The following is a 22046-nucleotide window of genomic DNA, read 5'->3' on the forward strand; positions in this document are numbered from 1 at the left end:
GACTATTTGCTAATCAGGAAAAAATGCAGAAGGATATGCTGCCGAAAATGCACTAACCCGCTCGAAAGCGGGATGGGCACACTACAACCCGGTATGAAACCGGGAGGAAAACACAACATTTAAGACTGAGGATCTATGGCTAACGAGGAAGAATCACAAGGCAAGCTTCACCGCGGGCTTGAGGCGCGACATATTGAGCTGATCGCGCTTGGCGGAACGATTGGCGTTGGGTTGTTTATGGGCGCGGCGAGCGCATTGAAGTGGGCCGGGCCGTCTGTGCTGCTGGCGTATATCGTCGCCGGGATATTCGTTTTCTTTATCATGCGCTCAATGGGCGAAATGCTCTATATGGAACCGGTCACCGGCTCCTTTGCCGTGTATGCGCATAAATACATGAGCCCGTTCTTTGGTTATCTCACCGCGTGGGGCTACTGGTTTATGTGGATGGCGGTCGGGATTTCCGAAATCACCGCTATCGGCGTTTACGTGCAGTACTGGTTCCCGGAGCTGCCGCAGTGGATCCCCGCTATCGTGTGCGTGGCGCTGGTAGCGCTGGCCAACCTGGCCGCAGTGCGTCTGTACGGAGAAATCGAGTTCTGGTTTGCCATGATTAAAATCACCACCATTATCGTGATGATTGTCGTCGGCGTTGGCATTATCTTTTTTGGTATTGGTAACCATGGTCAGGCGACCGGCTTTGCCAATTTGACTGAGCACGGCGGCTTCCTGGCCGGTGGTTGGAAAGGGCTGTTGTTTGCGCTGTGTCTGGTGGTGGCCTCTTATCAGGGCGTTGAGCTGGTCGGGATCACCGCCGGTGAAGCCAAGAACCCTAAAATTACCCTGCGTCGCGCGATTAACAACATCCTGTGGCGTATTCTGATTTTCTACGTGGGTGCCATTTTTATCATCGTCACCATTTTCCCGTGGAATGAAATTGGCACCGCCGGCAGCCCGTTTGTGCTGACCTTTGCCAAAATCGGGATTACCGCCGCAGCCGGTATCATCAACTTTGTGGTGCTGACCGCTGCGCTTTCAGGCTGTAACAGCGGGATGTACAGCTGTGGGCGTATGCTTTATTCACTGGCAAACAACCGTCAGCTACCGGCCTGGATAGGTAAAGTCACGGTCAGCGGCGTGCCTGCGGCAGGTGTTGCTGTCTCTATTGTTTGTCTGCTGCTAGGCTCGGCGCTAAACTACATTATCCCCAACCCGGAAAAAGTGTTCGTCTATGTCTACAGCGCCAGCGTGCTGCCGGGCATGGTGCCATGGTTTGTGGTGCTGATAAGCCAAATACGCTTTCGTCAGCAGCATCAGGCGCAATTGGCGGGTCATCCGTTCAAATCCGTGCTGTTTCCGTGGGTGAACTACCTGACCATGGCCTTTTTGCTGTGTGTACTGGTGGGAATGTATATCAATGAAGACACGCGGATGTCATTATTGGTCGGCGTCGCGTTTCTCGCCGCCGTTAGCGTGATTTATGCCGTGCTGGAAGGGCGTAAAAAACAGGCATTAACGGCACCTGAAGCCTGATTAATGGGTGGGGAGAGTCACTGGCTGTGTGTTTTCGATACGAAATGCGCAAAGCATAAGCAAACGCATCATTTCGATAAAAAAAGCACTAGACAGGCAGAGATTAAATCCGTACTATCCCCACCCGCAACGGCGCTATGCGCCCGTAGCTCAGCTGGATAGAGCGCTGCCCTCCGGAGGCAGAGGTCTCAGGTTCGAATCCTGTCGGGCGCACCATTCATTGTGTGCAAGAGCTGCGGTGGTACAATTCACCGTAAGGGAAGTACCGGTTTTATCGTTAGTTGTAAGCAGTACATTGGTGGCTATAGCTCAGTTGGTAGAGCCCTGGATTGTGATTCCAGTTGTCGTGGGTTCGAGTCCCATTAGCCACCCCAGATTCAGATGTTCGTGAATGTATGCGAAGGTGGCGGAATTGGTAGACGCGCTAGCTTCAGGTGTTAGTGTCCTTCGGACGTGAGGGTTCAAGTCCCTCTCTTCGCACCAACGAACGTCATCAACATTCAGTGTGTTTACACTGATAACGTTGAAAAAAGTATTTCGGCGAGTAGCGCAGCTTGGTAGCGCAACTGGTTTGGGACCAGTGGGTCGGAGGTTCGAATCCTCTCTCGCCGACCACTTTCTGTGAAAAGCGGCTGTTCCTCAGGAACAGCCGCTTTTTGCTTTCTGGCATCTGTCTTTCTGGCATCCGTATAGCCTGTTCGTTGGAACAACGCCCCCGTTGTGCGAGGGCGAAAACCGCTTATTCCGCTTTACCGCCTTCCAGCACCTTATCACTGCCGAAATACTTCTCCGCCAACGCTTTTAACTGGCCGCTCTGGCGCAGTTGTTGCAGCTTCTGATTGAATTCCGCCAATAACTTGTCGCCTTCCGCCGTTTTGGCAAACGGGAACGTGACCTGCTCATTGGAGATGGGTTCACCCACCAGTTTCAGCGGCAGGTGGCGTTTATTAATCTCTGCTAACAGGATGGGGCGGGAATTGACGTAGCCTTGAACGCGGTTGTTGATCACATCATTCATCGCACCGTCGCGGGTTTCATAGGTGCGGATGGTGACGTCATTGTTGGGAAAGGCATTGCGCAGGTTGGTTACGTGGGTCGAGCCTAAAACGCCGGATACGGTTTTGCCCTTGAGATCGTCCAGCGATTGAATATCTTTGTTCTCAACGCTGGTGACGATTTGCGACGCATAGGTGAGGTAAGCGTCAGTGAAGTTGTACTTTTTCTGGCGCTCGGTGGTTTTCACGAAATTATTGGCGACGGTATCCAGTTTCCCCGCTTCCAACTGGCCCATCAGGCCGCTGAAATCGGCAGTAGTCCAGGTAATCTGGTAGCCCAGTTCGTGGGCGATGGTTTCTGCCACTTCCACGTCATAACCTACCAGCGTACCGTTCTCTTTGTAAGAACCCGGGAAGCTTTGGCCCGTAGTGCCCACCCGCAGCACCTTACTCTGCGTTTCCGCGCTCTTGTTATTATCGCAGCCAGCCAGCGTCACGGCGGCAATCAGGGTCAGCAGCGCGGCACTGACGTGGCGGGTCAATTGGATTTTCATCATGGGGTTCCTGTTTCAACGTTCCTGGTTTAAAACGAAATCGGGTTAAAAATTTGCAACGCGCTCATCAGCCCTGAGGGTAATGGCAGGCTAACAACAGTGGGATGCACATTGAGGGGAAGTGAGGGAGCGTTGTTTATTTGAAAAACTATATCATTCAAAACAAACAGGAATTTATATCATCACGTTATATCTTATCACCATTTGCTCGGTTACAACCTGCTGGCAGGCTTTTACTATTACAAGTTATAGCCTGTGCGCAAGAGTTGGCACAGCGTAGAAAATCAAGGGATTACCGTGTTTGCCATCAAATCTCCCGGTGTTTATCACCACCAGTCTGGCCTGCTTTCACGTGTCGGTGAACTGATCGCGCCGTTTTCGCGCCACATTGCCGTATTAACCAGTCCACGCGCCTGGGCCGCGGTGGAACGTGCACTCTCCACCAGTTTGACGCAGTCCGACGTCCAGTTTGAGGTGTACCTGCTGGAAGGGGAATGCACGCGTGAGGCGATTGCACATCATCAGCATGAGATAGCTCAGCGCGGTATGCATGTCGTCCTCGGTGTTGGCGGTGGACGCGTGATGGATTGCGCCAAAGCGGTCGCTGACGGGCTGGAGAACGGACAGGCGATCACCCTGCCGACCATTGCCGCTACCTGTGCGGCCTGGTCCCCGATCAGCATCCTGTATGATGAACAGGGTGGGCATCAGGGAACGCAGGTATTGCAACACATGCCGGTGATGGTGCTGGTGGATAGCGACGTGATTGCCCGCAGCGATGTGCGCTATCTGAAAGCCGGGATCGTCGATGCGCTGGCTAAATGGTATGAATTTCAGCCCTATCTGGCGAAGAACGGAGATAATTTGGCGCTGAGCCTCAAGGTTCAGGTGGCGACGCTCGCCCGCGATGCCTTTGTACAATGGGGCGAGCAGGCACTGAGAGACAATGCCGAACAGCGGGTGACTGTGGCGCTGCAAAAGGTGATCGATGCCAATATCGCGCTGGCCGGACTGGCAAACAGCATGCGCGATGATTCACCCTCGCCGGGCGTGGCTCATGCAATTCATAATCGTATGACGCACGTTCCTGAACTGCATGACTGGTTGCACGGTGAAAAAGTGGGCTACGGCCTGCGGGTGCAGTCGCTAGTGGCGCGCGGCGACGGTTCGGTCGATCCCGATTTGCTGGCACAGTTGCAGCGCTATGATGCCCCTGCACGCTTGCCGGTGGCGGAAGCGCGCTATGCCGAACTGGCTGACACGCTGTCCCGCAGCTTTAAATTTCCTGCTGCCAGCGCCGCGCTGCTGCCGTTTTCGCTAGCGCCAGAGGTGATTCAACGGGCCGTATTAACCACGCAATACAGCAAGTAATGCGGTTTTGCAGAGTGTGATGGATATCAATATAGCGTTATGTCTGGATGTGTGGTAAAGGATCTCTCTTCCTATCTTCTGAATATAAGATAGATCCAGAAGATATATAGGGGCCGATTTGTCGCATGCTATATTCCCAAGATTAGAACGACGACAAAAATCCCGCCTGACACATCCAACGAACGAGTAAGCTATGGCATCACATCTCATTGATTTTCTCCTCATCGGGAACAACTTTGGCACGCCCGAAATGCGTGCTGTCTGGTCAGAACATAACCGCCTGACGAAGCAGGTTGACGTTGAAATTGCGTTGGCGCTGGCCGAAGGCGAACTGGGTGTTATCCCGGCCGACGCGGCACAAACCATTGCCGCGAAAGCGGATGCAAGCGCACTGAATGTGGAAGAGATCGCGCAGGACGCGGTCCGTATGAAGCACTCCCTGATGCCCACCATCACCGCGATTCAAAAGCAGTGTGGCGACGCGGGCGAATACATTCACTATGGCGTGACCACGCAAGATATCGTGGATACCGCCACGGTGCTGCAATTACAACAGGCCTTTGCCATTGTTGAGCGCGACACGCAATTGATGGCAGTTGAGTTGAAGCGGCTGGCGAAGAAGTATCAGCATACGCCGATGACGGGGCGCACCCACGGCATGCAGGCGTTACCGACCACGTTTGGCTTTAAACTGGCGGTGTGGCTGGATGAGTTTGTTCGCCATCTGGAGCGTCTGAAAGAGATCAAAGCCCGCGTATTGGTGGGTAACGTGAACGGCGCGATTGGCACCTATGCCTCGTTTGGCGAACTGGGACCGCAGATTGAGCGCCTGACGCTGGATAAATTGGGGCTGGGCACGCCGAATATTGGCTGGCAGTCTGCGCGCGATCGCTTCTCCGAATATGCTTCCGTGGTGGTGCTGATCAGCGGCACGCTTGGCAAGATCGGCAACGAACTGTATAACCTGATGCGCACGGAAATCAACGAAGTTGAAGAGCCGTTCTCGGCAGGCAAAATTGGCTCCACCACCATGCCGCACAAACGTAACCCGGCGGCATTGGAAGGGCTAGCCAGCCTGACCGCACCCATTTTCAAAAGCGCATCGCTGATTCATGAATCCATGAAAGTGGAGCACGAGCGTGACGCCATGAGCTGGCGCGCCGAATGGATCGCACTGCCGGAAGTGAACATTTACCTCTCTGCACAGTTGCAGAATGCGCTGGGTATCCTGCGCGGTATGTCGGTCAATGAAAAGCAGATGCTGGCGAACCTGGAACTGCAAAACGGCCTGTTGCTCTCTGAGAAAGTAATGTTTGAAATCGGCAAACGCATGGGCAAACAAACCGCGCACCATCTGGTGTACGAGTGCTCCATGAAGGCGTTTGAACAGGATCGTCACTTTAAAGACGTACTGCTGGAAGATCCGGTGCTGTCGGCGCAGGTTACCGCACAGGAACTTGACGCGTGGCTGAACCCGGTCAACTATTTGGGCAGCGCACCGCAAAAAGTGGATGAAGTGATTCGTTATGCCGACAACTCTGGCCTGCTGCCAGCGTAAGTGAGCGTCAAACATGAGTATGGTTTTTCGCCAGCTCACGCTGGAAGATGACGAAGCGTTTCTGGCGTTGGCGTTGGCGGCCTATGAACCGATTCGCCAACTGGGCATTCACTTTGCTGCGGCTGAGGCGGATATCGCTATGGTACGTCGCCATATCACGCGTCACGGTGTCTATGCGCTGGAAAAAGACGGCGTGATGGTGTCGTCTTTTAGCATCCGTTACCCTTGGGGACCGGAGCCGGGCCCGTATGGTTTGCCGCACTTGGGGTGGTTCGCCACCCACCCGGACTACAAAGGGCAGGGGTTTGGCCGCCAGATGATGCAGTGGCTGGAAGAAACGGTGCTGATTGGGCAACTGAAAGCACCTGCGGTTTCTTTAGGCACGGCACAGAGCCATCCTTGGCTTATCGACATGTATAAGCATTACGGTTTTAACGAAGTCGGGCAGGCGAATCTGGGTAAAGGCCACCTGACGATTTATATGGAAAAAGTGTTGGACCAGGATGGTTATCACCAGTGGAAGAAGAAAAATTCCCAATGAGAGGCATGAACATGATAATGAAAAAACTGACTTTGTCTGCGTTAGCGCTTACCACTGCCTTTCTGATGGCTGGCTGTGATTCTCAGGACAAAAAAGCAGCGGCAGGCGGAGAAGCCAGCACGGTGCTGCGCGTAGGTTCTACCGGACAAAGCTACCCGAGCGGCTTTAAGCAAGATAACAAGCTGGTGGGTTTTGACGTTGAAGTCACTGAAACCATCGCCAAAGATCTGAATTACAAAATCGAGTGGGTCACCGCCGATTTCAGCGGCCTGATGGGGCAGTTGGAAGCGAAAAAACTCGATACCGTGGCCAACGTTGTGGCGATTACCCCGGCGCGCAAAGAAAAGTATAACTTTGCCGATGTTTACAGCTACTACGGCAGCCAGATTGTTACGCACAAAGACAACGCCGATATCAACACGCTGGATGACCTGAAAGGCAAAACCGTAGCGGGCGTATTGGGCTCTAACCACGTCAATAACCTGAAGAAAGCCTTTTCTGACGGCAGCGTGACCATCCGCACCTATGAAACCCGCGATGGCGCAATGAATGATGCGTTGTCCAAGCGCGTGGAAGGCTACGTGAACTCCCGCCCGATCCTGTTGGCCGAAATCAACAAGCGTAACCTGCCGTTCAAACTGGTTGGCGATCCGCTGGTGATTGAGGAAGTCAGTTTCCCGTTCCACAAAGATGAAAAAGGCGACAAGCTGCGTGAGCAGTTCAATGCCGAGCTGGCGAAAATGCGCGCTGATGGCCGTCTGAAAGAGATTTCCGTGAAATATTTCGGTGAGGATATTACCGCCGCACCGCAAGCTCACTAACAGACGCGCTTTTTGTCATCTCTTTTCCACCGGTGCTTGCGCCGGTGGAAGCATTAATGGTACTGCTCATGAATATCGATTTTGCTTACCTGTTGAAGGTGTTTCCTCAGGTTTTGCTCTATTTACCGACCACGCTGCTGTTAGCCGTGGTATCCATGATTTTCGCCATGATACTGGGTCTGGTGCTAGCGCTGCTGCGGGAAAGCAAGATCACGGTATTGGTGAAGGTCATTGAGTTTTATATCTCGCTGTTTCGAGGCATTCCGTCGCTGGTTCAGCTGTTTATTATCTACTTCGGTTTGCCGCAGCTGTTCCCGGCGCTGAGCGATTTGACCGCGATGTCGGCGGCGATTATCGGTTTCAGCCTGAAAACCTCGGCGTACATGGCGGAGATTTTCCGCGCCGCGCTGGCCTCGGTCGATTGGGGACAAACGGAAGCTGGGCTGTCGATCGGCATGAATCGTTCGCAGATTTATCGCCGTATCGTGCTGCCGCAGGCGATGCTCAATGCGCTGCCTGCAACAGGTAACACCTTTATTTCACTGATCAAAGACACCTCGGTTGCCTTTGCGCTGGGCGTATCTGAGCTGTTTGCTGAAGGTAAGATGATCGCCGCAGAATCGCTGCGTTTCTTTGAAACCTTCCTGGTGGTAGGGCTGATTTATTGGCTGGTCATCATCGTTTATTCCAGACTGCAAAACTGGCTGGAAAAGAAACTGAACCACTCATTACAGCGCTAAGGAGACGCCGCCATGATCAGTGTAAAAAACCTCTCAAAACGCTTTGGCGACAAAGTGGTGCTGGACAATATCAGTCTTGATATCGCACAGGGCGAAGTGGTGGCGATTATCGGGCCATCCGGATCGGGTAAATCTACCCTGCTGCGCTGCCTCAACCTGTTGGAAAAGCCGGAGTCCGGCACGATTGAAATTGGCGAGCGCGTGCTGGATACCCGTCGTTACAGCACCAAGGAAGCCTACGCGCTGCGTCAGCAAACCGCGATGGTGTTCCAGAACTACAACCTGTTCAAAAACAAAACCGCGCTGGAAAACATCACCGAAGCGCTGATTGTTGTGAAAAAAATGCCGAAGAAACAGGCGCAGGAGATCGGGCTTAGGCTTATCGAGCAGGTCGGCCTGCTGCCGGAAGCCCACCAGTATCCGGTGACGCTGTCCGGCGGGCAGCAGCAGCGCGTCGGTATCGCGCGGGCGCTGGCCGTGGATCCGAAAGCCATTCTGTTTGATGAACCCACCTCGGCGCTGGATCCGGAACGCGTGCACGAAGTGCTGCAAGTGATTCAAAATCTGGCGAAAAACAGCACCACGATGGTGATCGTGACCCATGAGATGCAGTTTGCCAAAGAAGTTGCTGACCGGGTGATTTTCATGGCCGACGGGCATATCGTCGAGCAGGGCCCCGCCGAGCAGGTGATCAGTTTCTCCGATAACCCGCAGACGCAGCGTTTCTTACGCCAGATGACCAAGATGCCGGAGCATACGGAATACGACATCTGACGATGTGGTGATATACGCTATTTAAAATGACAACACCCTGCTTAACGCTGGCTCATCCCGCGGCGTTAAGCACGGACAGTGTGGAGAATATACATCGTGAAAACAGCACCTCAGCATGCGCCATTAGCGCAATTTATTCAGGCGTTCCGGCACGATCTGCACCAGAACCCTGAATTATCCAACCAGGAATTTGAAACCACCAAAAAAATCCGCGCCGCGCTGGAGAAGGAAGGCATCCGCATTCTGGACCTGCCGTTGAAAACCGGTCTGGTCGCCGAAGTCGGCGGCGTGCAGGATGGCCCGTTGGTTATCGTACGTTCAGATATCGACGCGCTGCCAATTGAAGAAGAGTCCGGCGTGGCATTCACCTCCCAGCGTCAGGGCGTGATGCACGCTTGCGGGCACGATTTTCACTCCTCCGCTGCGCTGGGTGCCGCCATTTTGCTTAAAGGCATCGAGTCCGAGTTAAAAGGCACGGTGCGCATTCTGTTCCAGGCGGCAGAAGAAACCGGGCTGGGCGCGCCAGAAGTGATCGCGACCGGTGCGCTGGATAATGCCACAGCCATCTTTGGCATTCACAACGACCCAACGCTGCCCGTTGGCGTGGTGGGAGGCAAAGACGGTGCGTTGACGGCGGGCGTGGACCGTTTTGAAATCAAGATTGCCGCCAAAGGCTGCCATGCGGCCAAACCCCATGAAGGAAACGATCCGATTATCATTCTCGGCCAGTTGATTAGCGCGGTGCAGACCATTATCAGTCGCACGGTGCCTGCGGATGATACCGCCGTGGTGTCAATCACTCAGGTACACAGCGGCAGCACCTGGAACGTGATCCCGGATACCGCCTACGTGGAAGGCACGGTACGCACCTTTAGCCAGGCAGCGCGCGATGTGATCGAACAGCGCTTCCGCCAGATTGTGGCAGGCATTGCCAGCACCTTTGGCGCTGAGCTGGAGTTTATCTGGCACGCCGGGCCACCGTCCGTGGTCAATACGCCGGAATGGGTGGACTTTGCCCTGCGCGTCGCCGATGAAGAAGGCTTTGAAGCGCGTCGCGTGGATGCCAGCCCGATTGGCGAGGATTTTGCCTTCTATCAGCAAAAACTGCCGGGTACCTTCATGATGGTCGGTTCGGGCGGGCCTTTTGCGCTGCATCACCCGAAATTCCGCGTTGATGACAGTGCGCTGTTCCCTACCGCGCACTACCTCCATCAGTTGGCGAAACAGAGCCTGGAACAACTGGCTTCTCGTTGATGCTTCGCTCCGCGCCGTTCTCACGGCGCGGAGCATCTATTTATATACCCGTCATACTTCTCGTTGCGTTCGCTTGCGTTATTAAGAGAATATCCCTGTTTTTATTTAGACAAAACAGCTAAATACCTTTCATTTGTTGCTCGATACTTCCCTTTTTAATAGTAAACGCAAGTTAAACGATGTGTCATTGATCGTATCAATTGCTATGCAGAGAATGAACCAATAATACGATTTTATGCCGAAGGTAGGAAATCTGTATTAAAAGGAATCGAAATGACGTTTAAATTTACATTATTTTTTGCCACGCTTCTGCTTTCTGGTTGTACGACACAATGGGTAAAAAGCAGCGCAAATGCTGATGATTTCACCATCTCGAAAGGTGCCTGTGAAGCGCTGAGCGAGGAAAAATTCCCCGTGAAAAATGAGGTGGCGCAGCGAACGCAATATACGTCCTACTATTTGCCGTGTGGAAAAAAGGACGACTGTAAAAATGAAAAATATATCAGTGGGCAACGGCCAGAAACACAAAGTTATGTGATGGATGTTAATAGTGGTAGCCGTCAGGCCCTTTTCAATCAGTGCATGAAATTGAGAGGATGGACATCGGAAACCAAATGGTTCCCATAAGGACAGTAATCTAAAAGGAATACCATGAATAACCTGCAACGTTATGTTTTTATATTTTTGTCTTTATGTTTTAGTTCCGCGTTTGCCATGGCGTCGCCGCCGCCGCTACCCGAACAGGCTCAGGCGTTGAATGATGTGGTGGTGAGCGAAGGGAAAGTGAAACTTAGTCAGGGTCGCCTTGACTATCATGCCGAAGCGGGCGCATTAGCACTCAACGCCGACGATCCCGAGGAACCGATCGCGACCTTGTCCTATGTGGCTTACTTCAAGACGGTAGATAAGATGGCGAAGCCGGAGAATCGGCCGGTCACGTTTATTTATAACGGCGGTCCGGGTTCTTCTTCCATCTGGCTGCATATGGGCGGTTTAGGGCCAAAACGGGTGGTCACCAGCACGCCGGACAAACCGGTATTGCCGCCTTATCCCGTTATCGACAATGCCTATTCTCTGTTGGATGTCAGCGATCTGGTCTTTATCGATGCGCCGGGCACCGGGTTTGGTCAGTTTATCAGCCATGCTGCCAATGCTCAGGAGCGGCAGGTGCAGAAGCACCAAAAGGCGAATGACGCCTACAGTATTGATGGAGACGCACAGGCGTTTGCGCAATTTATCACGCAGTTTCTGAGCCGCTATCAGCGCTGGAATGCGCCGCGTTACCTGCTCGGTGAGAGCTACGGCACCACACGCACGGTGGCGCTGGCTAACCGGCTAAAGGTGCAGCACAACGTGGATGTTAACGGTATTATTTTGCTGTCGCAGTATCTGAGCCAGGATATTGATATCGATCGTCCCGAATCCAACCCCGGCATCGATCAGCCCTATTATCTGGCGCTGCCGACCTATGCGGCTATCGCCCATTATTATCAGCAGCCACCACACGTCGCTGAAAACCTGGATCATTTGCTGACTGAAGTTGAGCAGTTCTCCCTCGGCCCTTATGCTCAGGCGTTAACTCAGGGCAATCTGTTGCCAGAATCGCAGAAAGCAGAACTCGCTGAGCAGCTTGCCCGCTACACCGGTATACCCGCGCGCGAGTGGGTTAAGGCCGATTTGCGCATTTCAGGCCCGCTGTTTGTCAAAAAACTGCTGGCAGATCAGGGCGACACCGTCAGCCGCACGGATGGTCGCTACCGTGGCGCTTCGCTGGACAGAATGGCTGCACGAAGCGATTACGATCCCGTTATGACTATCGGCTCGGGGTTTATTTCGGCGTATCGCGACTATCTGGCAAAGGGATTGAACGTGAACACGCTGCAAGACTATGTTTCTGACTCGAATGCCATTTACCATTGGAATATGACGCCAGAAAACCGTTCTTTCAATCTGCTGCCTGCATTGTCCGAAACCATGAAAATGAATCCGCGTATGAAAGTGATGGTGCTCGGGGGGATTTACGATCTGGCGACACCTTACTTTGTCGCGCAATATCACCTTAATCACCTCTCTTTGCCGGAAAAACTGCGCGCTAATCTGCAATTTCATCGGTATGAGTCGGGGCACTTGCCTTATCTTGACGACAAATCGCTGCAACAGTTACACCAGGATTTGCATGGCTTTATTGTGGGGTAGTCCAGCTGACTGTTGGAAAATGGCGACAGAAGCCATGTTTATATGTCTCCATTAGGAGACATATAATTAATTGAAATTAAACAAAAATAAATAAACATTAGCATTGTGTCTCTATATGGAGACAGTTGGTGCATTCGTGCGTGGCGCACGCTGTCACTGATGAGGACGTTGTGCCAACCAGATGACTTTTAAATTATATATTTTTCAATGAGTTAATTTTTATTCTTTTTTTGTTTTTACTATGGCAACGATCTGGCACGTTTCATGCTAGTATAATACTGTAGATGCTCATTCCACCTTCTATGTTTGCTTCGGCTTCATAATCCTGGGAATGATGCAGAGCCGTTTACAGGTGCCTATCGTCCACCGCCAGATGACGTTGTGGTTAGCAGTTTTGCTGCGTTTCACAACACCATCGGACTTTTCGGACATTACGTTGAGTGAGGCACTTAACTGTAGTCTTTTATGACCTGATCTTATTCAACGCTTGCCGTTTATTGGCAAGCGTTTTTTTTGCGCCGTTTTTAGTGCGTGAGATCTTCACCGTGGCTGGCAATGACCTTTTGATACCAGGAGAAGGATTTTTTCTTGTGACGATCGCCGCTGCCTGAGAGGGTGTCATCGAGATCAACATAAATAAAGCCGTAGCGCTTGGACATTTCGCCGGTCGACATGCTGACCAAATCGATACAGCCCCAGGGGGTGTAGCCCATCAGGGTCACACCGTCAGCAATGGCATCAGCCATCGCCTCAATATGCTGGCGCAGATAATTGATGCGGTAATCGTCCGCCACGTAGAGGTTGCTGTCGGGTTTATCGATCGCACCCAATCCGTTTTCGACGACAAACAGGGGTTTACCGTACCGGTCATAAAGCTGATTCAGCGCGATGCGCAGGCCGATCGGGTCGATCTCCCATCCCCATTCGCTGGCCTCAAGGAACGGATTGCGCGTTCCGCCCAGTAAATTGCCTTCAGCATCGTCTCCCTCCGCGTGGGTTTCATCCACGGTGGTCGACATGTAGTAGCTGAAACCGATGTAATCAACGGTATTATTCGCCAGCAGTTCAAGATCGCCGGGCTCGATCTTCAGTGTGACGCCGAGTGAATCCCACAACCGTGGTGCATAGTAGGGATATTTGCCGTTGGCTTGCACATCGGCGCAATAGAAGTTGAAGGATTGCGTGCGTTGCATGGCCGCCAACTGATTCACCGGGTTGCTGTCGTAGGCGTAGGTGGTGGCATAAATAATCATGCAGCCCATCTGGATAGTGGGATTGACCTCGCGGGCAATTTTGGTTGCCAGACTGCTGGCGACAAACTGGTGATGCCATGCCTGAAATTTTGCCTGTGCGTCCCGAGCCCCGGTTTTGACCACCAGCCCTTGGCTCATGATCGGAAAATGCGCCGCGCTGTTGATCTCATTGAAGGTCATCCAATACTTGACCTTCTGCCCGTAACGCTCAAGCACCGTGCGAGAAAAACGCTCGAAAAAACCGACCAGCGCGCGGTTTTTCCAGCCGCCATAGACGGTAGCCAGATGCAGCGGCAGTTCGTAGTGAGAAATCGTGATAACCGGTTCGATGCCGTGGGCGAGACAGGTATCAATCACCGCATCGTAGTGCGCCAGACCCGCTTCATTAGGTGTTTGTTCCACGCCGTTAGGATAGATACGGGTCCAGGCAATGGAAAAACGGTAACACTTGAAGCCCATTTCAGCGAACAGCGCGATATCTTCTTTGAAACGGTGGTAATGATCGATGCCCTTGTGGTTAGGGTAAGTATAGCGCTCGGTATCCAGCGAAAAATCGAAGGATTCAGACGCGACGATGGCTAAGCGTGCTTTGCCGCCAGGGAGGGTGTCCACAATCGACAGTCCCTTGCCCGCTTCATCGTATGCGCCTTCCACCTGATTGGCGGCGGTGGCGCCGCCCCACAGGAATTCGGGAGGAAATCGTGTACTCATGGGCTGCTCCTTTGATTATCTGGTGATCCAAAAATGAAACCGGTTTCATTTTACTGCGCAACAGTACAAAAGCGTGTCTGTTTTGCTGATTTTACGGGGGGGGTAGCGCTGCCCCAGAAGGAGGGGCAGCGGGGAGTGCGATTAAGACGGGGCTTGTAGTGTGAGTAACAGGCCTTCACGACGCATTTGAGCCGCTTCTTCCGGCAGGCGCAGATGGTCAAAGGCATCGGCACGCCAGGCGTAATCAAAGGCATCCGGGCGCAGCGCCAACGCGGCGGCAAACGCATCGCTGGCCTGCTGCCATTCCCCCTGTTTCAGCATTAACTGTCCCAGCGTACTGTGCAGCAACGCGCTGTTATCATGCTGTTTTAGCAACTGGCGCAGGAGTTTTTCCAACGCGGCCGGTTCGCCTGCGGCCAGACGAGGCATCAGCAGTACCAGACGCTCATCGTAGTGGCGCTTCAAACCGTCGATCACGATCTGCTGGGCGGTGTGGTGATCGTCACAGGCGATAAGGTGCTCGGCCATAGCCACTTGCAATGGCAAATCTTGTCGTACCTTGCGGCTTTGTTCTTTCCACCACTGCTTCAGGCCTTCACTGCCGCCTTCCGCCATCGCTTGTTCCATCAGGCCGAGCAAAGCGGATTGGCGCAACGCCTCCACCTCCTCCTCGGTACGGATCTGGGTTTTGCGCATGGCAGGCAGAATATCCAACAGCGCACCGTAAGCGTGGGTACGTTGGAATGCCAGCTCAGCCAGGCGTAATACTTCAGGATGGCGCGGCGCGTATGCCAGTAAACGATCGACGCCATGGCGTGCGGCGTGATCCTCGTTGCGAGCCAGTTGGATGCGCACGCGGGTGATGTCTACCGGCAGCTGATCGGTGTCGGCCATTTCAGCCGCTCGCTCCAGATACTGTCGGGTGCGAAATTCGTCACCACGCTGTTGTGCGGCTTCGGCGGCCAGCAAATAGTTCACCACCGGTTGCTCTGCATGATCCGCGTTACGCGTCAGCAGTTTTTCTACCTGAAGATAATCGCCTTCGGCCAGTTTAAGCAGGGCTGCTTTGGTCTGTTTTCTGGCGCGCGTGCGTTTACGGCCCAGGAACCAGCCGCGGGTGCGCTCGCCGGTACGAAACACGCGACGCAACAGCCACTCCAGTGTAAACAGGACCACCAACAGCAGCACCAGCATGATCGCCAGCGCTGTGATGCTGGTTTCGATATTGTAGGTATCGGTTTGCACCAGCACATAGCCCTGACGCCCGGCGAGCATCGGGCCAATCACTACGCCAGCAACAAGGATCAGGAACAAGAACAGCACTTTCAGCATGATCAGCCCTCCTGTTGCTGCGCAGGCGATTGCGCCAGCAAATTACGCACTCGCGTTTGCATCAGTTTTTCCAGCAGCGGCTGGCTTTGCAGCGTAGTAGGAACATCCAGAGAGACCGGCTGCTGGCTTAAGCTGTCAACCTGTTCCAGAAAGGCTTTGGTGCCGGGATCGCTGGTATCAAAATAAGCCCGAACCCAGGTGGATACCGCTTCCAGTGACTGTTTATACGTCTCGTTCTGATGACGCGGCACGGCTTGTGCGGCGGTCAGCAGGCGTGCACGGATGTTTTCACGCAGGTAGAAATCTTGATTCGGGGCCAGCAGCGGCTCGGCATTGCTGTCACGGCGGCGAATGGTAATAAAATCGGCCATGAAGTTGTGCCAGCTTTTACTCAGATTCTGCCGCCATTCGCTGAGGGTGGCTGAAAGCTCGCCGTCGGTTTCATCCATTGGCGCGTCATCGTCCTGGGTGTTATCGGCCAGACGCAGATTGTCGACCTGATCGGTTAACTGATTCACCCGCAAAATAATGCCGTCGAAATCCACCTGACCGACTGAGGCCAGCGCGCTGATATCATTAGCAATGGCGCGGCGCAGTTCAAGCAGGCTCGGATCGTTCATGTCAGCCAGACTGCCATCGGCACTTTTCAGCAGCGCGCCCGCGGTCAGCACATCTTTATCACTCCACAGCTTGCGTCCGGCCAGTTTGACCAGAAAATCCGCCTGTGCCAGCAGCCAGGTACTGGTATCGTGATTGGAAAGGGCGGCCAGTTTCTGACTGAGTTCGCTGGATTGACGCGTAACCACGTCCAACTGGTGCGCGGCGCTGTCCTGCCACTGTTTTTGTTGTGCCAGCGCGGCCTGCCACGCCGTTTTATCCTGCTGATACTGTTGCTGTAGCGCCGCCAACTCGCCCTTCGTTTGCGCCAGGGACGCGGCGTTTTGTTTCTCCTGCTGCTGTCCGAGGTAGTACACGCCCCCGCTTAACAGCAGAGCGATAGCAATGGCTACGCCACCCAGCACGCGGCCATGTCCTGCACGGTCCCGGCGCGGTTCATCCTGCGACGCGGCGTCGGAGGACGAAAACGTGGCATCAGGGCGCTCTGTCACCGTTTCCGGTGGGGTTGAAGGGGTATGGTGTTCCGTCATAATGGGTCATCCCATGGTCTGGTTTGTTGTACGGTTGGCCGTGCAGTCACGATAGCAGACGCACAAGCGCGTCGTTATCGGCATTGTCCGCGATAAGCACGTCACGCCAGCCAAGCTGGCGCGCCTCTAGCGCCAACCGTTCGCTAACAACGATAACCTGGCAGTGGAGCAGCCAGGATTCGCGATAATAATTCGGCACCAGCGCATACAGCTGATGCAGCATATCGCCGCTGGTGATCACCAGACGATCGATACCGAGTTGCTGCCAATGTCGGCTCTGTTCCGGCCCATCATAATAGACCGGGCTGCGCTGATAACATTCACAATAACTGACCTGTGCGCCGCGTTCTGCGAGCGTGGTTGCCAGCAGCTCTCTGCCGCCATTCCCTCGTAATAATAGCGCGTTTTTGCCACTAATATTTTGTAATTCTGGCAGTTGCAGCAGCATTTCGCTGGTTTCCCGCTCGGGAGGATAGGCCACGGCGCGAGAGGCGGCCTGGTGCAACGCCAGCGCGGTGGTGCGTCCGATGGCGTAATAGACCGGGATGGCGGGCCAGGATAAACCCGCTTGCGTGAGTGCGGCGGCGGCATAGCGCACGGCGTGCTGCGACAGCGCGAACAGCATATCGCCCTCGCGCAGCGCCGCCAGCCGTGCTGACAGGGAAGGTAATTCACTGCCAGGGGAGAAATCGATAAGCGGGCTGTGGCAGGCGGCGCGGCCGAGCTTGCGCAGCCGTTCCACCAGAGCCTCCCCCGCCGGTGACGGGCGCGTCACCAGAATGGTCATGATGAGCCGGCGCCCTGATAAACGGCGTGCAGAATGGCGTGTGCGCCGTTAGCTAACAGCTCTTCCGCCAGATCGATACCCATGCGTTCCGCCTCGCTGGCGGGGCCGATGCGCTCGCCGCGAATCATCTTGCTGCCATCGGGGGCGCCAACCAAGGCTCTCAGCCAGAGTTGCCCCGCATTGAGTTCAGCATAGCTGCCGATGGGAACCTGGCAGCCACCGTCGAGGCGAAGATTCATGGCGCGTTCAGCAAGCACGCGGCAGGCGGTCGGTTCATGGTTGAGCGGTGCCAGCAGTTCGCGCACGCGGGCGTCGTTTTCCCGGCATTCGATACCAATCGCACCCTGACCGACGGCGGGCAGCGACTCTTCCGGGGTGAGCGGCGTGCGAATGCGTTCAGACAGATTCAGGCGTGACAGCCCGGCGACGGCCAAAATAATGGCGTCATAGTCGCCGTTGTCCAGCTTGCCCAGGCGAGTTCCGACGTTACCGCGCAAATCGCGGATGATCAGGTCAGGGCGGCGAGCGCGCAACTGGCACTGGCGGCGCAGGCTGGAGGTACCGACGCAGCTTCCGAGCGGGAGATCGGCCAGGCTGGCATAGTGGTTCGAAACAAAGGCATCGCGCGGATCGTCACGCTCACAAATGGTATACAAACCAAGGCCGTCGGGGAACGATACCGGCACATCTTTCATCGAGTGCACGGCGATATCCGCGCGGTCTTCCAGCAAGGCGCGTTCCAGCTCTTTAACAAACAGCCCCTTGCCGCCCACTTTAGCCAGCGGCGTATCCAGGATGATGTCGCCGCGCGTCACCATGGGAACCAGTTCAACCTGCAACGTAGGGTAATAGTGCTGCAACCGTTGTTGCACATAGTGTGCTTGCCACAGCGCAAGCGGGCTTTGTCGGGTGGCAATTCTAAGGGTGTTGTCTACCATGCTTAATACCGTTTTTATCATTTAGCGCCATCGTATCACTGAGACGCCCAGGTGTCAGCGTTCCGGCGCTGAAGGTGCTGGATAGCGACGGGAAGGTGCGTGTTTTCACCATGAGGTGGGAGGATCGCGGCGTAATCATGCCAGAGAGCGAGGGGCAATAAGAGAAAGTAAGCTAATAGTGGCTAACTTTCTTTAGTTTCTTTACGCTCAATGAGCAAGGTGTTAGATTGATCACGTTTCCAGCACTATCTTATCAGTCACTCCTCTAATTCTATTGCTGATAAGTTTGGAACACGGGGTTTTTTCTAGGCACTGGGATAATCAGGCGGACCGTCTTGTACTTCTACATCGAGACTTTGAAGCAGAGACTGGACGCGATCAACCAACTGCGAGTTGACCGCGCTCTGGAAGCAATGAAACCCGCTTTTCAGCAGGTTTATCGCCTTCTGCCCGTATTATTGCACCACCATCATCCGCTCATGCCGGGTTACCTTGAAGGTAAGGTTCCGCACGGTGTGTGCACTTTCACGCCTGATGAAAACCAACAGCGCTACGTCGACAGCATTGAGCTGCGCTGGGGAGAGATCCCCGCCATCAATTCGCAGGGTGAATTGCCGATTACCGGCGTTTACTCCATGGGCAGCACCTCGTCCATCGGCCAGAGTTGCTCCTCCGATCTGGATATCTGGGTGTGCCACCAATCCTGGCTAGACCACGAAGAGCACCAGCGTTTACAGCAGAAATGTACCCTGCTGGAGCAATGGGCGGCGGCGCAAGGGGTGGATGTCAGCTTCTTCCTGATTGACGAGAACCGTTTCCGTCACAATGAAAGCGGTAGTCTGGGCGGCGAAGATTGCGGCTCGACGCAGCATATCCTGTTGCTGGACGAGTTTTACCGCACCGCCGTGCGCATGGCCGGTAAACGCCTGCTGTGGCATATGGTGCCGGTTGAAGAAGAAGAGCATTACGACGAATACGTCCTGTCGCTCTATGCACAGGGTGCGCTTGCGCCCAACGAGTGGCTGGATCTGGGCGGATTGAGTTCGCTCTCGGCGGAAGAGTATTTCGGTGCCAGCCTGTGGCAACTGTATAAAAGCATCGATTCCCCGTATAAAGCGGTATTGAAGACCCTGCTGCTCGAGGCCTATTCCTGGCAATACCCTGACGCGCGCTTGCTGTCGATGGATATCAAAGCCCGGCTGCACAAAGGGGAGATCGTGGCATTTGGGCTCGATCCCTATTGTATGATGTTGGATCGGGTGACCGAATACCTCACGCAAATTGAAGACCCGACGCGCCTCGATCTGGCGCGGCGTTGTTTTTATCTCAAAGTGTGCGAAAAACTGTCGCGTGAAAAAGCCTGCGTAGGCTGGCGGCGGCAAATCCTAAGCCAGTTGGTGCAAGAGTGGGGCTGGAGCAGCGAACACCTTGCCATGCTGGATAACCGCGCCAACTGGAAAATCGAGCGCGTGCGTGAAGCGCACAACGAATTGCTCGATGCGATGATGCAAACTTATCGCAACCTGATCCGCTTCGCGCGGCGCAACAACCTGAGCGTGAGCGCTAGTCCGCAGGATATCGGCGTGCTGACGCGTAAGCTGTATGCCGCCTTTGAAGCGCTGCCGGGTAAAGTGACGCTGCTCAATCCGCAAATTTCGCCGGACCTGTCCGAAGCGGATCTGACCTTTATCTATGTCCCGGCGGGCCGCGCCAACCGCTCCGGCTGGTATCTGTACAATCAGGCACCGTCTATGGATGCCATCATCAGCCATCAGCCGCTGGAATATAACCGCTACCTGAACAAGCTGGTGGCGTGGGCCTATTTTAACGGACTGCTGACCCCGAATACGCGCCTGCACATCAAAGGCAGCGAACAGATCGATATTGCCCGTCTGCGTGAATTGGTGGATGACGTTTCCTGTCACTTCCCGCTGCGTTTACCGGCTCCAACGCCTAAGGCGCTGTACAGCCCGTGTGAAATTCGGCATCTGGCGATCATCGTTAACCTGGAGCACGACCCAACGGCGGCATTCCGCAATCAAGTGGTGCACTTTGATTTCCGCCATCTGGACGTGTTCAGTTTCGGCGAGCAGCAGCAGTGCCTAGTAGGCAGCATTGACCTGCTGTACCGTAATTCGTGGAATGAAGTGCGAACCCTGCATTTCAACGGCGAGCAATCCGTGCTGGAAGCGCTGAAAACCATTTTGGGTAAAATGCATCAGGATGCGGCGCTGCCGGAGTCGCTGGAAGTGTTCTGCTACAGCCAGCACCTGCGCGGTTTGATTCGCACGCGCGTGCAGCAACTGGTGTCCGAGTGTATTGAACTGCGCCTGACCAGCACCCGACAAGAGCCGGGCCGCTTCAAAGCGGTTAAAGTGGCAGGGCAGACCTGGGGTCTGTTCTTCGAACGCCTGAGCGTATCGGTGCAGAAGCTGGAAAATGCGGTGGAGTTTTACGGCGCGATTTCCAACAACAAACTGCAAGGGTTACCCACGCAGGTGGAGACCAACCATATCCACCTGCCAGCGGTAATAGACGGCGTGGCGAGTGAAGGGATCATCCAGTTCTTCTTTGAAGATCTGCCGGAAGAGCAAGGATTCAATATCTTTATTCTGGATGAATCGAACCGCGTTGAGGTGTATCACCACTGTGAAGGCAGTAAGGAAGAGCTGGTACGTGACGTGAGCCGTTTTTATTCTTCGTCCCACGACCGCTTTACCTACGGCTCCAGCTTTATCAATTTCAACCTGCCGCAGTTCTACCAGATTGTGCAGTTAGAGGGTCGGGCGCAGGTGATTCCTTTTCGCAGCACCACGCTGTCTCATTTGAACCTCTCGTCGGGCAAAGAAGGTGCCTCTCCCGCGATCAAACAGCGACTGCACATGCTGTAACGCTCTGGTTGTCCTTGCTGACAACAGAGCGTTATTCCCGCGTTAACCGAATGAGACGGCCTCACCGGCCTGAGCACTGCATGCCTGCGCCAGCAGCGCAAAAAAGGATTCGCCGCTGCGATCGCAGATCCACTGCTCGTTCTGACCATTTTCTGGCTGATACGTAAAGTGGTAGCCACCGGCTTTGGTCGCCAACCATACCTGATGCAGCGGCTCCTGGCGGTTGATGACAATCTTGCTGCCGTTTTCGAAACTCAGTGTCATCACGCCGCCGTTGGTTTCGTAATCGATATCGGCATCACCGTCGAAGTCGTCCAACGCTTCTTCGATCGTCAACATTAACGCATCCGCTAATTGATGAAACTCACTGTCGTTCATTTTCGATTCCTATTGCTTTTCATGATCCACCTGCGATTATAGAGAGCATGCATAGATGATTGACAGGTCTTAATGACATGAAGCAGGTATTTCGTTCATTTTCTCTGGCGCTGACGCTGCTGGGATTGGTGGGTTGCGGGCTGAAAGGGCCGCTGTATATGCCAAACGGTGAGCCGACCAACACCTCAGACTCACAGAAGAATACGCATCAAAAGCCGTCGATGCGTCCGTAACCGGCACGGTTATGTTTTATTACCACGAATAACAGGTCACG

General features: G+C 54.2%; 19 protein-coding genes and 4 tRNA genes. 16 read left to right on the forward strand and 7 right to left on the reverse strand.

The genetic code is table 11. The features are described 5' to 3' along the window. Positions 1-135 precede the first annotated feature (135 nt). The 5 genes from J5067_RS19795 to J5067_RS19815 all read left to right on the forward strand — a co-directional run bounded on the left by J5067_RS19795 (position 136) and on the right by J5067_RS19815 (position 2145). Positions 136-1530: an amino acid permease gene (locus tag J5067_RS19795; protein ID WP_264645556.1), complete on the forward strand. Its 1395-nt coding sequence runs from the start codon at positions 136-138 to the stop codon at positions 1528-1530. Between the two features lie 139 nt (positions 1531-1669). Next, positions 1670-1746: transfer RNA gene (locus tag J5067_RS19800), tRNA-Arg, on the forward strand. 82 nt (positions 1747-1828) lie between these two features. Then, positions 1829-1904, forward strand: a tRNA-His gene (locus tag J5067_RS19805). A gap of 23 nt (positions 1905-1927) precedes the next feature. Continuing rightward, positions 1928-2013, forward strand: a tRNA-Leu gene (locus J5067_RS19810). Between the two features lie 55 nt (positions 2014-2068). Next, a tRNA-Pro gene (locus J5067_RS19815) sits at positions 2069-2145 on the forward strand. Between the two features lie 124 nt (positions 2146-2269). Here J5067_RS19815 and J5067_RS19820 read toward each other — a convergent pair. Then, on the reverse strand, positions 2270-3079 hold the full coding sequence (locus J5067_RS19820; RefSeq protein WP_264645723.1) for an amino acid ABC transporter substrate-binding protein: 810 nt from the start codon (positions 3077-3079) through the stop codon (positions 2270-2272). Between the two features lie 297 nt (positions 3080-3376). Here J5067_RS19820 and J5067_RS19825 point away from each other — a divergent pair, with 297 nt between their 5' ends. From J5067_RS19825 to J5067_RS19865, 9 genes are all read left to right on the forward strand, one after another. After that, on the forward strand, positions 3377-4450 hold the full coding sequence (locus J5067_RS19825; protein WP_264651921.1) for an iron-containing alcohol dehydrogenase family protein: 1074 nt from the start codon (positions 3377-3379) through the stop codon (positions 4448-4450). Between the two features lie 193 nt (positions 4451-4643). Continuing rightward, positions 4644-6008, forward strand: a complete 1365-nt coding sequence (gene purB / locus J5067_RS19830; protein ID WP_264645557.1) for an adenylosuccinate lyase — start codon at positions 4644-4646, stop codon at positions 6006-6008. Positions 6009-6021: 13 nt separating this feature from the next. Beyond that, on the forward strand, positions 6022-6549 hold the full coding sequence (locus tag J5067_RS19835; protein ID WP_264651841.1) for a GNAT family N-acetyltransferase: 528 nt from the start codon (positions 6022-6024) through the stop codon (positions 6547-6549). An 11-nt stretch (positions 6550-6560) separates the two neighbouring features. Then, positions 6561-7370 carry an amino acid ABC transporter substrate-binding protein gene (locus tag J5067_RS19840; RefSeq protein WP_264645559.1) on the forward strand — a complete coding sequence of 270 codons (810 nt, stop codon included), beginning with the start codon at positions 6561-6563 and terminating at the stop codon, positions 7368-7370. Positions 7371-7438: 68 nt separating this feature from the next. Beyond that, positions 7439-8110 (forward strand): amino acid ABC transporter permease, encoded by a 672-nt coding sequence (locus tag J5067_RS19845; protein ID WP_222161225.1) that lies wholly within the window; start codon positions 7439-7441, stop codon positions 8108-8110. Between the two features lie 12 nt (positions 8111-8122). Beyond that, a complete protein-coding gene (locus J5067_RS19850) occupies positions 8123-8884 on the forward strand; it encodes an amino acid ABC transporter ATP-binding protein (RefSeq protein WP_264651842.1) in 762 nt (253 codons plus the stop codon). A 96-nt stretch (positions 8885-8980) separates the two neighbouring features. Further along, positions 8981-10138, forward strand: a complete 1158-nt coding sequence (locus J5067_RS19855) for a M20 peptidase aminoacylase family protein (protein WP_264651843.1) — start codon at positions 8981-8983, stop codon at positions 10136-10138. A gap of 273 nt (positions 10139-10411) precedes the next feature. Further along, a complete protein-coding gene (locus J5067_RS19860) occupies positions 10412-10765 on the forward strand; it encodes a hypothetical protein (RefSeq protein WP_264645561.1) in 354 nt (117 codons plus the stop codon). Between the two features lie 24 nt (positions 10766-10789). Then, the gene (locus tag J5067_RS19865; protein ID WP_264651844.1) at positions 10790-12334 is read left to right on the forward strand and encodes a S10 family peptidase; all 1545 of its coding nucleotides are present in this window, start codon (positions 10790-10792) and stop codon (positions 12332-12334) included. A gap of 524 nt (positions 12335-12858) precedes the next feature. Here the strand turns inward: J5067_RS19865 and J5067_RS19870 are convergent. The 5 genes from J5067_RS19870 to hemC form a co-directional block, all read right to left on the reverse strand. Continuing rightward, positions 12859-14298, reverse strand: coding sequence for a glycoside hydrolase family 1 protein (locus tag J5067_RS19870; protein WP_264651845.1), 1440 nt, complete (start codon positions 14296-14298; stop codon positions 12859-12861). Positions 14299-14439: 141 nt separating this feature from the next. Then, positions 14440-15630, reverse strand: coding sequence for a protoheme IX biogenesis protein HemY (gene hemY, locus J5067_RS19875; RefSeq protein ID WP_264651846.1), 1191 nt, complete (start codon positions 15628-15630; stop codon positions 14440-14442). A 2-nt stretch (positions 15631-15632) separates the two neighbouring features. Then, the gene (gene hemX, locus J5067_RS19880) at positions 15633-16778 is read right to left on the reverse strand and encodes a uroporphyrinogen-III C-methyltransferase (protein WP_264645565.1); all 1146 of its coding nucleotides are present in this window, start codon (positions 16776-16778) and stop codon (positions 15633-15635) included. 46 nt (positions 16779-16824) lie between these two features. Further along, a complete protein-coding gene (gene hemD / locus J5067_RS19885; RefSeq protein WP_264645566.1) occupies positions 16825-17565 on the reverse strand; it encodes a uroporphyrinogen-III synthase in 741 nt (246 codons plus the stop codon). Beyond that, entirely contained in the window at positions 17562-18503 is a 942-nt protein-coding gene (hemC, locus tag J5067_RS19890) for a hydroxymethylbilane synthase (protein ID WP_264645567.1), read from the reverse strand. The genes hemD and hemC overlap by 4 nt, the downstream gene beginning before the upstream one ends. Before the next feature lie 335 nt (positions 18504-18838). On the opposite strand from hemC, the gene J5067_RS19895 reads away from it, so the two are divergent. Continuing rightward, positions 18839-21394 carry a class I adenylate cyclase gene (locus J5067_RS19895; RefSeq protein ID WP_264645568.1) on the forward strand — a complete coding sequence of 852 codons (2556 nt, stop codon included), beginning with the start codon at positions 18839-18841 and terminating at the stop codon, positions 21392-21394. Between the two features lie 42 nt (positions 21395-21436). On the opposite strand, the gene cyaY is transcribed toward J5067_RS19895, so the two are convergent. Then, positions 21437-21772, reverse strand: coding sequence for an iron donor protein CyaY (gene cyaY / locus J5067_RS19900; RefSeq protein ID WP_264645569.1), 336 nt, complete (start codon positions 21770-21772; stop codon positions 21437-21439). 77 nt (positions 21773-21849) lie between these two features. Between cyaY and J5067_RS19905 the strand changes: the two genes are divergently transcribed. Continuing rightward, on the forward strand, positions 21850-22005 hold the full coding sequence (locus tag J5067_RS19905) for a lipoprotein (RefSeq protein ID WP_319801690.1): 156 nt from the start codon (positions 21850-21852) through the stop codon (positions 22003-22005). The last annotated feature ends 41 nt before the right edge of the window (positions 22006-22046 follow it).

Source organism: Candidatus Symbiopectobacterium sp. NZEC151 (assembly GCF_025962655.1).
Classification (GTDB): Bacteria; Pseudomonadota; Gammaproteobacteria; order Enterobacterales; family Enterobacteriaceae; genus Symbiopectobacterium.

What these genes read in the sequence shown, in the direction of transcription:
- J5067_RS19905 (WP_319801690.1), top strand. Translation starts at nt 21,850, where the DNA reads ATGAAGCAGGTATTTCGTTCATTTTCTCTGGCGCTGACGCTGCTGGGA.
- J5067_RS19840 (WP_264645559.1), top strand. Translation starts at nt 6,561, where the DNA reads ATGATAATGAAAAAACTGACTTTGTCTGCGTTAGCGCTTACCACTGCC.
- purB (WP_264645557.1), top strand. Translation starts at nt 4,644, where the DNA reads ATGGCATCACATCTCATTGATTTTCTCCTCATCGGGAACAACTTTGGC.
- J5067_RS19795 (WP_264645556.1), top strand. Translation starts at nt 136, where the DNA reads ATGGCTAACGAGGAAGAATCACAAGGCAAGCTTCACCGCGGGCTTGAG.
- J5067_RS19865 (WP_264651844.1), top strand. Translation starts at nt 10,790, where the DNA reads ATGAATAACCTGCAACGTTATGTTTTTATATTTTTGTCTTTATGTTTT.
- cyaY (WP_264645569.1), bottom strand. Translation starts at nt 21,772, where the DNA reads ATGAACGACAGTGAGTTTCATCAATTAGCGGATGCGTTAATGTTGACG.
- J5067_RS19845 (WP_222161225.1), top strand. Translation starts at nt 7,439, where the DNA reads ATGAATATCGATTTTGCTTACCTGTTGAAGGTGTTTCCTCAGGTTTTG.
- J5067_RS19820 (WP_264645723.1), bottom strand. Translation starts at nt 3,079, where the DNA reads ATGAAAATCCAATTGACCCGCCACGTCAGTGCCGCGCTGCTGACCCTG.
- J5067_RS19835 (WP_264651841.1), top strand. Translation starts at nt 6,022, where the DNA reads ATGAGTATGGTTTTTCGCCAGCTCACGCTGGAAGATGACGAAGCGTTT.
- J5067_RS19870 (WP_264651845.1), bottom strand. Translation starts at nt 14,298, where the DNA reads ATGAGTACACGATTTCCTCCCGAATTCCTGTGGGGCGGCGCCACCGCC.
- hemX (WP_264645565.1), bottom strand. Translation starts at nt 16,778, where the DNA reads ATGACGGAACACCATACCCCTTCAACCCCACCGGAAACGGTGACAGAG.
- J5067_RS19850 (WP_264651842.1), top strand. Translation starts at nt 8,123, where the DNA reads ATGATCAGTGTAAAAAACCTCTCAAAACGCTTTGGCGACAAAGTGGTG.
- J5067_RS19860 (WP_264645561.1), top strand. Translation starts at nt 10,412, where the DNA reads ATGACGTTTAAATTTACATTATTTTTTGCCACGCTTCTGCTTTCTGGT.
- hemC (WP_264645567.1), bottom strand. Translation starts at nt 18,503, where the DNA reads ATGGTAGACAACACCCTTAGAATTGCCACCCGACAAAGCCCGCTTGCG.
- hemD (WP_264645566.1), bottom strand. Translation starts at nt 17,565, where the DNA reads ATGACCATTCTGGTGACGCGCCCGTCACCGGCGGGGGAGGCTCTGGTG.
- hemY (WP_264651846.1), bottom strand. Translation starts at nt 15,630, where the DNA reads ATGCTGAAAGTGCTGTTCTTGTTCCTGATCCTTGTTGCTGGCGTAGTG.